Raw genomic sequence first — 14,576 nt, 5'->3', positions numbered from 1 at the left:
ACACTCATCTTCAAGGTTTACAGTATCAAATGATTCGAATAAAATGTTGGTACCGTACTAAAATTGAGCAGGTTTACCCATGAAGTGGACGATTGAAGAAGATTTAAAACTCCTAACCATTGTTCGCCAACGCTTTCCGGAGTTGGTCAAGCACACCCGACTGGATGCAGGCATGGCCTTTAGCCAACAATTGAATATCGACTTCAATTCGCCACACCGCGATGCAGCAGCGCTGTTATTTCGCCTTGAGGGTGCCAAGATCCTGGCCAAGGCTAGCCGCCCAACGGGTGACGCCAACAAACAACGCTTTCGCTGCCTGCTCGCGGACGACCTGGCGCTGTATGACTACAGCGTCACACTGCCTACGCTGAAGCGGGCGCTGAACCCTCAGACTGTTAATGCGGTACTACACCACTTTTCTGTGAGCGACCCACATCAGCCGCTTTCCGATACGATCGGAGAGATCTCTGCAACCTTATTCTTGGTGCCGATGCAGGTGGAAAAAGTGCTTATCGAGCACAACCAGCTGGTCATTAATCGCTATCGCCAGTGTGAGCGAGCTGAAGCTGCGCGAGCTAGCCTCGGCCTTAGCGACCTGATCATCAAACAGACTCCGGCCGCCAAGCTCGTCGACGACATCAATAAATGTCGCGCTCGAGCCTCAAAGCTATACCATGTGCACGAGCGTGACGGCGCAGAGGTGCTCTTCAGCTCTGACGGCACCGGATTTGGTAAGAGCTACGGCGTGATCCAGGGTTACGTTGAGTACATCGAACGCTTCGCAGAAACCCAGGCTTCTGACTACCTGTTCCCAGAGGGTGGCTTCACCAATCTGCTGTTCATGTCGCCACAGAAGTCGCAAATCGACCTCGAACGTAGTCAAAAAAACAAAATTCTGGCCGCCGGCGGTGAGTTCATCTGCGTGCTGGCACGCAAGGACATCACTGACCTCGACTTCGTGGACTGGGCCTCTGGCAAGAAAAACCGCAAACGCTATAACCAGTGGTACGAGGGAGCGAAGGATAGCTCTTACATCAAGTCCGCGATGCGCACACTCAACTACCTAATGATCCAAATCGACCGTTGTGAAGAGCAGATCGAGAGACTTTCTGCCTTCGGCACGTTAGACGCGATCCAAGACAAAGAGATGGCGGAAGATCAGCTCAAGAGCTACCGTAACAGCCTTCGTTCCACTATCGAGTCCGCCTGCAAGGCGCTGTTTGATGCAAGCAGCTCGGAAAATCCAATCCGTGACTACGTTGGCCGCGGCATTCAGGCTCGCCGCGAACGCCTGCACAAAACCGAACAAGTTGAGGCCGAGGGCAAGAATCAACCGAAGATGAGCGTGCACGAAGTCTACTTCGAGCTGATCAAGCAAGTATTGCCGTTCGAGGTCTGTAAGTTCCGCCCTTCTGTACTGCTAATGACCACCAACAAGTTCGACACATCGACCTACCGTCTGGCGCCGCGTCAGCGGGGTGAAGGAATGCGCTTTGAGTCGGTGGGCTTCGACCTGCTGATTGGTGGCAAGGTGAAGCCGGAAAAGCCACAGATCAGCACCGTCGCTGCTGAAAGTCACGCGGTGCAGGTCGACTATCTGCGCAACGAACACTTCAAGAGCAATCCGGATTGCCCGTTCCGCCGCAACAACATTCGCTTCACCGTGGTGGTAGACGAACTGCACGAAGCCTATACCCGTCTCGAAGACAGCTGCCATGTCAAACTAGTCAAACAGGAAAACAATCTGGCGCATGTGCTCTCGGTCACCGGGCGCATCTACAACGCGGTTCTTAGTTTGGAGCGCCGGGAAAAACCTCACGAAGAGCAAACTACCTTCGAGCAGGAGAAGGTCAAGTTCATCACGGCCTTGCGCGAGCTGCTTGCCGACAAGTGCGAGCTGTCACCAGGAACGACTCTGGGCTCTGTACTGGAAATGTTCCGTGACCAGCTGGGTGCGTTTGAAGTTAATGGTGACGCTGCGGAGCGCATCATCTCAATCACCCGCAATGTCTTCAGCTTCAATGCCAAGATGTACGTCAACGAAGAGGGGCTAAAGCGCATCCGAATGCGCAACAGCGAAGACGACGTCACCCGCACGGAGCTGTATTACGAGATCGAGGGCGACACCACCGACGCTAACCCCACACTGCACGATCTGTTCCAGCTGATCTCAGCTATCTTGGCTGCCTGCGCCCAGATCACTAACCGCCATTTCAAGCGCTGGGTGAAGAACGGTGGCCAGGATAACGCTAGTAGCCAGAACACCCCTCTGGGCCAGTTTGTCGATGCCGCCAACAACGTTGCCGGTGAAGTGCGCCACATCTTTGACCGCACTACCGATGAAAACTTGCTGATTGACCATTTCTACACCTATCTGCAGCCGAAGACTGTGTTCACCATGACTCCGGTGACCGAGCTGAACTACGTGAACAAGGGGGCAGAGCGCACCGTGATCCTGGCCTTCGAGATGGATCTGGTGAAAGAGTTACCTGAAGCGATGCTGCTACGCCTACTGACTGGCACTGAGAATAAGGTGATCGGCCTGAGTGCCACCAGTGGCTTTAGCCACACCAAAAACGGTAATTTCAGCCGTCACTTTCTGCAGCGTTACGCCCGCGACCTGGGCTATAGTGTGGTCGAGCGCGAGCCGGCAGACATCAGCATGCTCAAGGAGCTTCGCGAACTGCGAGCCCGTATTCGCGATGCTCACTTCAAGGTGTTTGATGCCGAGCTACCGGTACTGACCGATACTTACCAGTGCTGCGAGACCTTCCGAGCGGTGTACGACGACATCTTCAGCGCTCTGCGTGAACCACTGGAATACGCTCTGAGCAACCCCTACAAGCGGCGCCAGCACTGCCGTGAACTGGAAGCGCTGCTTCTCGCCGCCTACGAAGGCAAAAACAGCCTAATCCTGTCGCTCTCCGGCGGTTTCAAAAACGCTTTCGCTCGCGCCTACCGCCAGCATCAGGCCGCATGGCGCAAGCAGTACGGCATGAGTTCCAAGTGCGATGAAAAGCATGAGAAGCAACATGACCAGATCCTGACCTTTACCCCGTTTCAGGGACGTCACACGATCCATCTGGTATTCTTTGACTCGCCGCTGGCCAATGTAGAGGATATCAAGCGGGAAACCTATGTCAGGGACGACAATAGCGTGCTGGTGTTCATGAGCACCTACAACAGCGCGGGTACCGGCCTCAACTACTTCGTCAAGTACCATGATGGCGACATCGAAGATGCAAATGTGCCGCGCCTGGACGTCGACTTCCAGCACCTAGTGCTGATCAACTCATCGTTCTACAGCGAGGTGATGGGCAACGGTGCCAACCTCAACAGTCTGCCCAACTACGTCAGCGTGCTAAAGCACCTGGCCGATGACATCGCCGGTCACCAGATGGCCGACTTTAGTGTCAACTTTGCGCAAGGAGACAACTATCGCCTGCTGATGGCCGAGCATGGCATGAGCTTGTTCAAGGTGATTGTCCAGGCGGTGGGGCGGGTCGAGCGCCGTGATACCTTGCTGAACACTAAGATCTTCCTTCCCAGTGACGTTATGCACAACGTGGCGTTCCAGTTTGCGGGATTAAACGAGGACGCTGGCAACGAGGTGGTGCTGGAGAGCATGTCCCTGCTCAACTACCGTCTCAAGGAGTTCTGTGAAGAGCTTAGCCGAAATCATTCTTTCGACAGCGCGGAGTTGCGCCGTACGTTTGAACAGTCAGTATTGAACGATGGCCGCCGGATCGACGCTGTCCACAAACGTGTCCTGAAGACCGATTGGATGAACCGTGTGCGTGGTGGTGGCTTTGAATACCTAGATCTGTGCAACCTGTTCCGTGATCGTGACTCTTTCGCCAACCCTGAGCGCTGGCTGGAGAAGTTGCAAGCCCATCCCCAGTATGCCGTCAACCGTCAAATGCAGTCGATCCATGACAAGCTGTTCATCTCGCGCCGCCAGGGCAATCAGCCTATCTTGTTGTGTCATAAGCGCGGCCCTGATGGACTGGCCCACCCTGACTACTCGGCCTTGTCCGACTTTGCCGGCGGAGCTCGTGAGTACCGCCCTGAGCTGACCATCTTCCCGCAGTACAGCAAGGACGTCGACTTCACCCCAGGAAACCTGGTGGGAGAGCTGATGCGAGAATGTGCCGACATCCAGAAAACGGCGTTTGCCAAGGTGGTACCGCACCCTAAGCTGGTGCCACTACTCAAAGGCAATGTTGGCGAATACTTGTTTGACAGGGTGTTGGCTCATTACGGGGTGCTGCCGCTCGACGACATGCAAGTCTTTGAGAGACTAGAGCCGTTGGTGTACGAATTCTTCGACCGTTTTATCGAGGTAGGTGATGATCTGGTCTGTGTTGACGTCAAGCGTTGGGCAACCAAGCTGGACGATTTGACGCGGGCGGAAGACACCCTAGAGAAGAGCGATAACAAGATCCGTCAGATCCGTGACATCGCCAGCCAAGCTGCAGACCTAGATGGTCAAGAGCAAGTGCGGGCGGCGTTGGCCGGTCGCTACCAGCGCATCAAATTTGTCTACCTGAACGCGGCCTACAGCCAGAACCCGAACAACCTGATGTGGCAAGATAATGTGGATCATACCATCCACTATCTAAATCTGCTTCAGGCCGACCACCAATATTATCAGCCGCTGGATCGCGAGCGTCTACGACGTCAGGACAAGTCCAAGCTGGACACTACTCTGCACATCAACCCGATGCTGGACACCTTGCTCGGACGGTAACCTACAAATAACCGGCGGCCTGCGGGCCGCCTTGAGGATAATAATGTTCCCCAATCTACAAAAACTGACCGATACCCCGATTGCTCGCACTAACCTGATCCAGCTTGAAGAGGCGCCGTTGGCCACCATTCGCCGCTTGCTAGCGCCTGTCTCTGATCTGTACGTGATCGATTTTGGATTGCAGCGTTTCAACAAGGAGCGAAAAGAGAAGAGCCGAGACTATCACGCACGCGTTCATCGTGAGGTCAAGGTGCAACTGCGGCAGACGCTGGGGCTAGATGCCAAAGACGACGTGAAGTATGAGTTGCACCGCCTGCCCAGCGGCCAGCACGTCTATTTTTACCTGGCACCTTCCGCGGCACGACACACGCCGGCTCACCAGTCGCTATCGACGCGTATTGAACAAGTATGCCAGCAACTGACTGCCAACGAGCAGAGCCTGGCACGCTTGATCCAGGGATTGTTCGGTCTGCACTTGAAGATGATACTTCTGGAACAAGCAGCTGACCGTTTCCCAGTGTGTCCCGTCTACTTCAACGCGGTAATGTACCTTAACGCCCGCCTGAGCCAACCGGTCACCAAGAAAAATGGTACTGGGGTGATGGAGGCTTTCGAACTTGATGTGTTTGCCTCAGAGGAGCGTGAGCTCGCGTTCACCTTGTACAAGCGCAAATTCCTGGTCGAGCCCGCTGAAGAGCTGCACTTGGCTCTGAATGATGACAAGGTATGGTTCAACACCGATAGTGGTCGGGTAAAAGCCCGACGCAAGCTCGATGCCCGTGACACTAAGCTGGAGTTTTTCCGCGAGCGCAGCGGCTATGGTGATTGTCAGGCCTACACCTACAACGTAGTGATGAATGCTGTAGTCGAACGTCTCATCGAACTAGAGATCCCCCACGCGCCAATCCCATTTCAGGCTACCCACGAGGTCAATCAATTTGTAACCGACCTAGATCAGCAACTGGCCAATACTCTACTGGTAGTGAACAACGGCGTAGATTTTAGCGCCACGCAAGAGGCCTACTTCTTCAACGCTCTGGCCACGCAGCTGCCTGGGTATCAGCTGTGGCCCGTAGACTCGTTGGAGCAGGCGAAGAAAACCCGATTCTCCGAATTGCCGTCAAATACCTCGGTAATGGTGCTTAACCCGGTGGAAGATGATACCAGTAACAGTATTCGCCAGCTCTGTGATGGTACTGCTGAACATGGCAACTTCTTTGCAGCGTATGACACAGACCGGAAGCAATCTGGTTTACGTTGGGACACTTACACCCAGCTCAAACTAGATCGTCTGCATGGGTGGTTGCAACAAGAACCACTACACGTGGCCCTGCAAGGCATGAACATCGATAGCAAGCTGCTTGAAGCTATCAACTATATCGATGAGCTGTCCAAAGCCAACCCAGAGCAATACAGTGCCGACCTGGCAAAGCCCAGAAGCCGCCTGAAGTCTGCGGTTAACTTGGTAAATAGCAAGATCTGTCGCACCAAGACTGAACTGTGGTTCAAAGAGAGCCTGCTCACACAGTGCCATATCCAGTTGCCGAACATCGCGGCAGGGCGCTATACAGCGTTTGCAGTGCGCTCGACGGATAACGGCACCAAGTTGCTTGGGCACGTCGAGTTGATGTCAGATGGTAACCAGCTGAGAGTGGCAAATACTGGGGTCACAGAGGGTGATCTGGAGTGGCTGGCTGTCGATCATCCGGCACTGGCGAGGTTGAAGAAACTATTCAACAATAGTTTCTACCTTTATGACCACGCTGCGGATGTGCTGCTCACCACCTACAACAGTGTGCGGGTGCCGCGCCTGATCGGCCCAAGCCACCTAGACGTGGTGGACTTGTACTCCTTTCAGGAGCAGGAAAAGAAGCAGACCGAACGCGATGGGGGTAAGTTCAGCGATTACACTATCACACGCTCGGCCAAGGTGGAGTTGAACGTGCTGCCCTACCTGATGTCGCCTGGTCGCTCGATTCACGATCCGCTGACTAAGTCGCAGAAGATGAAGCATCACCATACGTACCTGCAGCCGCATGACTACGGACTCTATGTCTTGGTAAGCGACTCTCAACCAGCAAACCCGTCAATGGCGCGCCCCAACCTGGTAGAGAACCTACTAATTTGGGATGCTAAGGGCGAACCTTTGGATGTGTTCAGCAACCCACTAACCGGTGTCTACCTCAACTCTTTCACGCTTGATATGCTGAAAAGCAGTGACAGCAGTAAGAGTTCGATTTTTGCTAAGTTAGCTCGTCTGATGGTGGAGAATTAATTCGGTTAAACCTTATTCAAGGCTGGGGATATGGGCTGATGCATAGTAGAACTTTAAATAAAGTGGTCATTAAGATAAGTGATATTAAACTGTGTATCGATATAGGTTGGCACTGAAATTTTAACGTAAATTAAACGGGCATATAGCCTTTACAAAATCAGGCTAAGTTAAACAGCCTAGTTTGGTGAAAACGCTATTATCACCCAAATGCCCACCCGACAAGGGCAGTCATTTAGACTACCTTTTTGCATAAATCACATAGATTAAGTTAATCCGAATTAATTATTAATAATTAATTCGGATTATTTGTTCTAACTCACTTTGGGGCAAAAATAAGTTAGAGGTCCTACTGTTCACTGTGTGATCACCACACCAGACAGAATCAAACTAATTCCAATCACCGCGTAAATATCGGTTTTACCCGTAGACCAACCAACACAACGCGCGCCCAACAACATCATTACGCCATACTCAACACACAAAAAAGCGCGAGAGACGGATGTCATTCTCGCGCTTTTTTAGAACCGTATAACTCGAAGTTTACGGTTAGATCTTAGCAGTAAACGTACGGCTAATAACATCCTGTTGCTGCTCACGTGTTAGCGAGTTGAATCGCACAGCGTAACCCGACACTCGGATGGTTAACTGTGGGTATTTTTCTGGATGTTCAACGGCATCCAACAACATGTCACGGTTAAGCACGTTAACGTTAAGATGTTGCCCACCCTCAACACGAATCGATCCTGCATTTTCTTCGTGGTGAAAGTAACCATCCATTAGTGCTGCTAGGTTCACTTTTTGGCTTAGGTCATCTTTACCTAGTGCATTTGGTACGATTGAGAAGGTGTAAGAAATACCATCTTTAGCGAATTCAAACGGCAGTTTGGCAACTGAAGAAAGTGAAGCCACCGCCCCTTTCTCGTCACGACCGTGCATTGGGTTTGCGCCCGGGCCAAATGGCATACCTGCGCGGCGACCATCTGGCGTGTTACCGGTTTTTTTACCATATACAACGTTTGAAGTAATCGTAAGGATAGATTGCGTTGGAACCGCTTCACGGTAGGTGTTCATTTTCTGAATTTTCTTCATAAAACGTTCAACCAAATCACAAGCAATATCATCGACACGTGAATCGTTGTTGCCGAATTTTGGATATTCGCCTTCAACCTCAAAATCGACAGCGATGCCATCTTCGTTACGTACTGGTGTTACCTTCGCGTATTTGATAGCCGCAAGCGAGTCAGCAACAACCGACAGCCCTGCAATACCACAAGCCATTGTGCGATGAACATCGCGATCCATTAATGCCATTAACGATGCTTCGTAGCTGTAACGGTCATGCGAGTAATGGATCACGTTCAGCGCAGTGACGTATTGCGTTGCAAGCCAATCCATCATGTCATCAAAGCGAGGCATTAAGCGGTCAAAATCGAGAACTTCATCTTCGATACGAGCAACTTGAGGACCAACCTGCATGTTAGATTTTTCATCAACACCACCGTTAATGGTGTAAAGCAACGCTTTAGCAAGGTTTGCCCGAGCACCAAAGAACTGCATATGTTGGCCAACCACTTGCGGGCTCACACAACACGCAATCGCGTAATCGTCATTATCAAAATCCGCACGCATTAGATCATCGTTCTCATACTGAAGTGATGAGGTTTCGATAGACACTTTAGCCGCGTATTGTTTAAACGCGATAGGCAGTTGTTCAGACCATAGAACCGTCATGTTCGGCTCTGGTGCTGGGCCCATCGTGTGCAATGTGTGCAAGTAGCGGAAAGTCGTTTTGCTAACGAGTGTACGACCATCAACACCCATACCTGCCATTGCTTCTGTTGCCCAAATTGGGTCGCCAGAGAACAATGAATCGTATTCAGGAGTGCGTAAGAAACGAACCATACGAAGCTTCATGATGAAATGGTCAATCAACTCTTGCGCTTGTTTTTCATCAATCAGACCAAGTTTAAGGTCTCGTTCGATGTAAACATCTAGGAAGGTTGATGTGCGGCCTAGCGACATCGCAGCACCATTTTGAGACTTAACCGCAGCTAAGTAGCCAAAATAGGTAAATTGGATTGCTTCTTGCGCAGTACGAGCAGGAGAAGACATATCAATGCCGTACTTCAAACCCATTTCTCGCATTTCATCAAGGGCACGAATTTGATCAGTAAGCTCTTCACGTAGACGCAATGTCTTATCTAAATCACCACCCGTTTCAAGCATCTTCTGAGTTGATTTGAACTGCTCATTTTTGTCTGATTTTAGGAAGTCGATACCGTACAAAGCAAGACGACGGTAGTCGCCAATAATGCGTCCACGACCATAAGCATCTGGCAGACCAGTAATAATACCAGAACGGCGACATGCTTTAATTTCGTCAGTATAAAGATCGAACGCTACTTGGTTATGCGTTTTGCGGTACTCAGTGAAGATCTTTTCGATTTGTGGCTCTAGTTCACGACCGTACACTTCGCACGACGTTTTCACCATTCGAATACCGCCATTAGCGATGATGCCGCGTTTCAGTGGTTTATCGGTTTGTAGACCCACGATTTTTTCGAGGTTTTTTGCAATGTAACCTGCATCGTGTGAGGTGATAGTGGAAACGATATCAGTATCAAAATCGACAGGGGCGTGAGTGCGGCTTTCTTCTTTAATACCTTCTAGCACCGATTCCCATAGCTGTGTCGTCGAGTCCGACACGTCCGCAAGAAAAGATTCATCACCTTCATAAGGGGTGTAGTTTCGCTGAATAAAATCACGTGCATTAACGGATGTTTGCCAGTCGCCAGCTTGAAATCCCGCCCAAGCTTCCATCATATCGGTTGTCGGAATAGTCACAATGACCTCCTAAGTTATTGATAAACATACAGTATCGATGATTATTTATAATCATTGGTTTCTGCTGGCTATACTAAACCGACCAATCTATGAGTAAAGTGAGCTGTTTTCATAAAATACATGCACGAAATGCATTTATTGGAATTACTATTTTATATTCAATATCTTAAGTTGGAGGTTAACAACTCTAGATTCCAATTAGTTTGTTCCTTCAGAAGTAGGAAATAGACTCTTAGTGACTCACCGACGTTGAAAACAGGTTGATGATCACCACACCAGACAGAATCAAAGCGATGCCAATGATCGCGTAGATGTCTAGCTTTTGCCCGTAGACCAGCCAAGACAACGCCGCGACCAACACTATCCCTGCCCCACACCAAATCGCATACGCCACACCCAAAGACATGGTTTGAACCGTGAGAGACAACAGATAAAAAGCAAAGCCATAACCGACGAGTACTGCGGCGGTCGCAGGAAGGGAAGTAAATTGCTGCGTTTTAGGCAATAGAGAAGTCGCGACAACTTCAAGCACGATGGCAAGTGACAGCATCACTGGAGGCGGAAGAGATAAAAGCATGTTTGAGTCCACAACATTTAATACGGCGCTCAGAATATTGTAGTTTTATTTCCAATTCATGCGATTTTCAGTAAGCAATTATTATGACTTACCTTAAAAGTTCTTAAGTGCGATGGCTCATTCATCGAAGAACAGAAAGACAAAAAGAGCCCTACAACATCATGTGTAGAGCTCTTTTCAAATAAGCTAATTAGTTAATTAGCTAACAATCTAAATAGCTTAATTTGCTGATGTTGAGCCTCTTAGGATATCGCGCTTCACTTCACCTTTAAGATCGGTCAAGGTTTGTTGGTCGATATCAATCAAGAAATGGTCACTTGCTTGGCCTGTTGCAAATTTTTCAAGAATCACGAACAAGCTACCGAAACGAGAGCGGAACACTTCACCGACGGTATATTGGCCAAGGTCACCCAATTCTGAATCCACAGTGCCATCGAACTCTGAAAGTTCACGACTCAGCAACTCATATTGGCGCAATTGTGTTTCACCGATATCACGGAATGCCAGTTCGTCTGCATTGCGTAAGCGGTAGAAGTCAGTCGCTAGCAACTCACCACTCCATTCTGCAAAATCTTCAAGCACTAGACCTTCTTGAGATGCAATAGCGTCAGCTTCAACTTTCGCTGCCTCCCAGTCTTGTTGAAATTGTTCGTAGTCGTCTACTCCATTTGCAACACAACCCTCGACTGGATAATTCATTTCATCAGCTAACTGACAAACCGTGAACTGCGTTTCCAGTTGAGACATGATCATCATCTCTTCGCCACTCATTCGCATAATCATTTCACGCATCTCTAACGGCCAGTCATCCGGAAGGAATCGCAGGCGCGTTAGCTCACGGATGTGCCAATCGGTCAGTTCGTAGTAGCTCTCTGACTTCAGAATATCTTCGTTCCAGATTTTCGTTTTTGCTTCTGGGTCATTACCTGCTCTTGCCGTTAGGTACTCATACTCTTCTTCATAGTGGCTAAACAGCTCGTTGTAACGTGCGACTTGATCGATGACCACCGTCTCAACTTCAATCTGATTATCAGGACGAATGTTCAACAGTTTGTAGGCAGGAATATAGCCCGCTAGCGATGGTGCTTGGATATTAAATAGAGTGTGCTGTACACCATCAATATTGAAGCTCTTCTTACCCGTATCGTTAAAGTGCATGTGGCCACCAACGTGGATATTTAGGCCAGTAGCAGCCAACGCGCGGCTGGTATTGTCATCCGGTTCACGAGCCAGTTGATGGCTTCCTTCGCCAAACAGATCTTCAATCTCTTCAGAAGCGCCGTTGTAGAAGTCGGTCATTGGGAAGTGCGAGAAAGAGACCAGCGTCTTGTTCTGCTCTTTCGCTGCTTTTACAACATCAGAGATCCAATCAATCACGTGTTCTTTGTGAGTCAGCATCATGTTGTAACCAGCGCTGCTTGAACCATCAAACGTGTTTCCATCGACAGAGCTATCAGACGAGTTTTCTTTCGGGCGATAAACGTTCGCGTCGATCGCCAGCAACCAAAGCCCTTTCACTGGCTCTACTAAGTAACTGGTATCCGGCACTTCAGAACAGCTTGAGTAACCACTTTCTTTGTAACTGCCGCCCGTACCTTCATAACAGATCTCGTACATGCGCTTATCAAAAGCCGCTTCTTCTTTAGCTAAATCATAGCTGTAACTAGCTCGAGCTTGGTCGCTGCTGTAAGGCGTTTCAAAGTAGAGATAATCTTGCTGAGGATAGAAGCCGTGAGTGCCTAGGATGCTCATGATCTCTTCATAGCCCCATTCACGTACTTCTTCAGTACAGATGGTTGCTAAGTTGTCACCTTCACCGGGAATCGTCGTCCACTCATCGTCATAACCAACACACTCTTCTTTACCGCGACTGTAGATGCGCTGCTTCTTACCACCTTCGCCTAGGTAATCAGATTTACCTGCAGGGATTGTAAATGGACGCCCTGGATCGTGGTTGCCTGGCGCTGCAAAAAACTCAAGACCGTAAGTGTCGCGGTAGTGATCAAAAATGCTCACCAAGCCACGCATATGAATCGGCTGACCGTCGTCACTAAAGTCACCTGGCAAGGCTACGTATTTCACGCCACGCTCAACCACATCATCAAGCGCCGCTATCATCGCAAAGTAGTTTTCATTGAATAGACGAGTGGAGTTCATCTGAGACTCCATCGTTCGAATTGTCGCATACTCGCCACTATCCGAATTGTAGAGTCCCGCGAACGAACCGTCTTGAAAATCACCGTAGACATCATGGAAGTGGATGTCAGGCATGAACGCCACTTGCACTGCGCTATCTAGATTGCCGCTGTCGTCACTTGGTGAACTTGAATTACAACCAGCTAATGTGGCTGCTATTAAGCCTGACAGTACGGTCAATGTACTCTTTTTCATTTTCTCTTCCCAAAAAGTTAGAACTCAAAATTTGGCGAGGAGACTAGATGAGAAAAATGACACTATTGTTTCTTATATCTTACAAAACGTCGCACAACGAACGCTTATGCGACATTGCTTCAATCGTTAAAATTCAACAAGTTATCATTCATTTTAAAAGCTGATAGTTCAATAATACGAATCGGAGATTAATATATAAATCGCCATAAAAACCCCACCTAAACATCTGTAAAAACAATACATTCAGACAGCTTGGATAAGTCACATGTCCTCAAAACCTGAGTCGCTCTAGCTAAGATAGTTGCCAATAAGAAAACTGACCGCCCCATACTTATTATTACAAATACGTAATAATCATTTTCTATTTAAGGGGATTATCAAAGCTAATACTCACACCTATACTAGCTCCAACAAAACGAGAGAGCGGAAACAATTAAGCTCGACTACGCTTAACGGGTTGAATTTAATTGCACAGTTATCCGCTGTACTGACATATATAGGAAACATCCAATGACAATCGAAATTAAACCTGGTCAAACGCATATAAAATCAAAAGCAATGGTTGCATGGGCAGCTGGCGAGCCACTAAAAATGGAAGAAGTTGATGTACAACTTCCTAAAGCTGGTGAGGTTCTAGTTCGCATCGTTGCTACTGGTGTTTGTCACACTGACGCATTCACATTATCAGGTGACGATCCAGAAGGTATCTTCCCGTCAATTCTTGGTCACGAAGGTGGCGGTATCGTTGAGATGATCGGCGAAGGCGTTACAAGTGTTGAGATTGGCGACCACGTTATCCCACTTTACACGGCTGAATGTGGCGAATGTAAGTTCTGTAAATCTGGTAAAACTAACCTATGCCAAGCCGTTCGTGAAACGCAAGGTAAAGGCCTAATGCCAGACGGTACAAGCCGCTTCTCTATTAATGGCGAAACGATTTTCCATTACATGGGCTGCTCTACTTTCTCTGAGTACACAGTACTTCCAGAAATCTCGCTAGCGAAAGTAAGCAAAGAAGCACCACTTGAAGAAGTTTGCCTTCTAGGTTGTGGTGTAACAACAGGTATGGGCGCGGTACTGAACACAGCTAAAGTTGAAAAAGGCGACAACGTTGCTGTATTCGGCCTAGGCGGTATCGGTCTTTCTGCAATCATTGGTGCTCGCATGGCTGGTGCTAACCGCATCATCGGTGTTGATATCAACGAGAGCAAATTCGAGCTAGCAAAACAGCTTGGCGCGACTGACTGCATCAACCCAACTAAATTCGACAAACCAATCCAAGACGTTATCGTTGAGATGACAGACGGTGGTGTTGAGTACTCTTTCGAGTGTATCGGTAACGTCAACGTGATGCGTCAAGCACTTGAGTGCTGCCACAAAGGTTGGGGCGAATCGGTAATCATCGGTGTTGCGGGTGCAGGTCAAGAGATCGCTACTCGTCCATTCCAACTAGTAACTGGTCGTGTATGGCGTGGTTCTGCTTTCGGTGGTGTTAAAGGCCGCTCTGAGCTTCCAGAAATCGTAAACCGTTACATGGCGGGTGAGTTTGGTCTTCAAGAGTTCATTACTCACACTATGGGTCTGCAAGACGTAAACGAAGCATTCGACCTAATGCACAAAGGTGAATCTATCCGTACTGTTCTACATATGGATAAATAATACCCCTTGGTCTCGAGACCACAGTTCTGACTTAAACATCAGAGCGAAACTGTCTTCACCACCTCCTGCCCGGTGGGTGG

The 14,576-nt window shown here is 49.1% G+C and carries 7 protein-coding genes; 3 read left to right on the top strand and 4 right to left on the bottom strand.

All coding sequences use genetic code 11. The features are described 5' to 3' along the window. The first annotated feature begins 79 nt into the window (after positions 1-79). On the top strand, positions 80-4,750 hold the full coding sequence (locus tag MSG35_RS04835; RefSeq protein ID WP_248383100.1) for a hypothetical protein: 4,671 nt from the start codon (positions 80-82) through the stop codon (positions 4,748-4,750). A 43-nt stretch (positions 4,751-4,793) separates the two neighbouring features. Continuing rightward, entirely contained in the window at positions 4,794-7,025 is a 2,232-nt protein-coding gene (locus tag MSG35_RS04830; protein WP_248383099.1) for a hypothetical protein, read from the top strand. A gap of 353 nt (positions 7,026-7,378) precedes the next feature. Here MSG35_RS04830 and MSG35_RS04825 read toward each other — a convergent pair whose 3' ends face one another. From MSG35_RS04825 to MSG35_RS04810, 4 genes are all read right to left on the bottom strand, one after another. Continuing rightward, complete coding sequence (locus MSG35_RS04825) at positions 7,379-7,531, bottom strand: hypothetical protein (protein WP_248383097.1); 153 nt, start codon at positions 7,529-7,531, stop codon at positions 7,379-7,381. 40 nt (positions 7,532-7,571) lie between these two features. Beyond that, a complete protein-coding gene (gene pflB, locus MSG35_RS04820; RefSeq protein WP_348983473.1) occupies positions 7,572-9,869 on the bottom strand; it encodes a formate C-acetyltransferase in 2,298 nt (765 codons plus the stop codon). A gap of 232 nt (positions 9,870-10,101) precedes the next feature. Continuing rightward, positions 10,102-10,446 (bottom strand): multidrug efflux SMR transporter, encoded by a 345-nt coding sequence (locus tag MSG35_RS04815; protein ID WP_017069768.1) that lies wholly within the window; start codon positions 10,444-10,446, stop codon positions 10,102-10,104. A gap of 219 nt (positions 10,447-10,665) precedes the next feature. Then, on the bottom strand, positions 10,666-12,837 hold the full coding sequence (locus MSG35_RS04810) for a metallophosphoesterase (RefSeq protein WP_248383095.1): 2,172 nt from the start codon (positions 12,835-12,837) through the stop codon (positions 10,666-10,668). Between the two features lie 510 nt (positions 12,838-13,347). On the opposite strand from MSG35_RS04810, the gene MSG35_RS04805 reads away from it, so the two are divergent. Then, positions 13,348-14,496 (top strand): S-(hydroxymethyl)glutathione dehydrogenase/class III alcohol dehydrogenase, encoded by a 1,149-nt coding sequence (locus tag MSG35_RS04805; protein ID WP_017076927.1) that lies wholly within the window; start codon positions 13,348-13,350, stop codon positions 14,494-14,496. The last annotated feature ends 80 nt before the right edge of the window (positions 14,497-14,576 follow it).

The organism is Vibrio sp. 1CM23M (assembly GCF_023161755.1).
Lineage (GTDB): Bacteria > Pseudomonadota > Gammaproteobacteria > Enterobacterales > Vibrionaceae > Vibrio > Vibrio coralliirubri.
The sequence above is the reverse complement of the archived record's forward strand: the minus strand, read 5'-3'. Positions and strand labels throughout refer to the sequence as shown.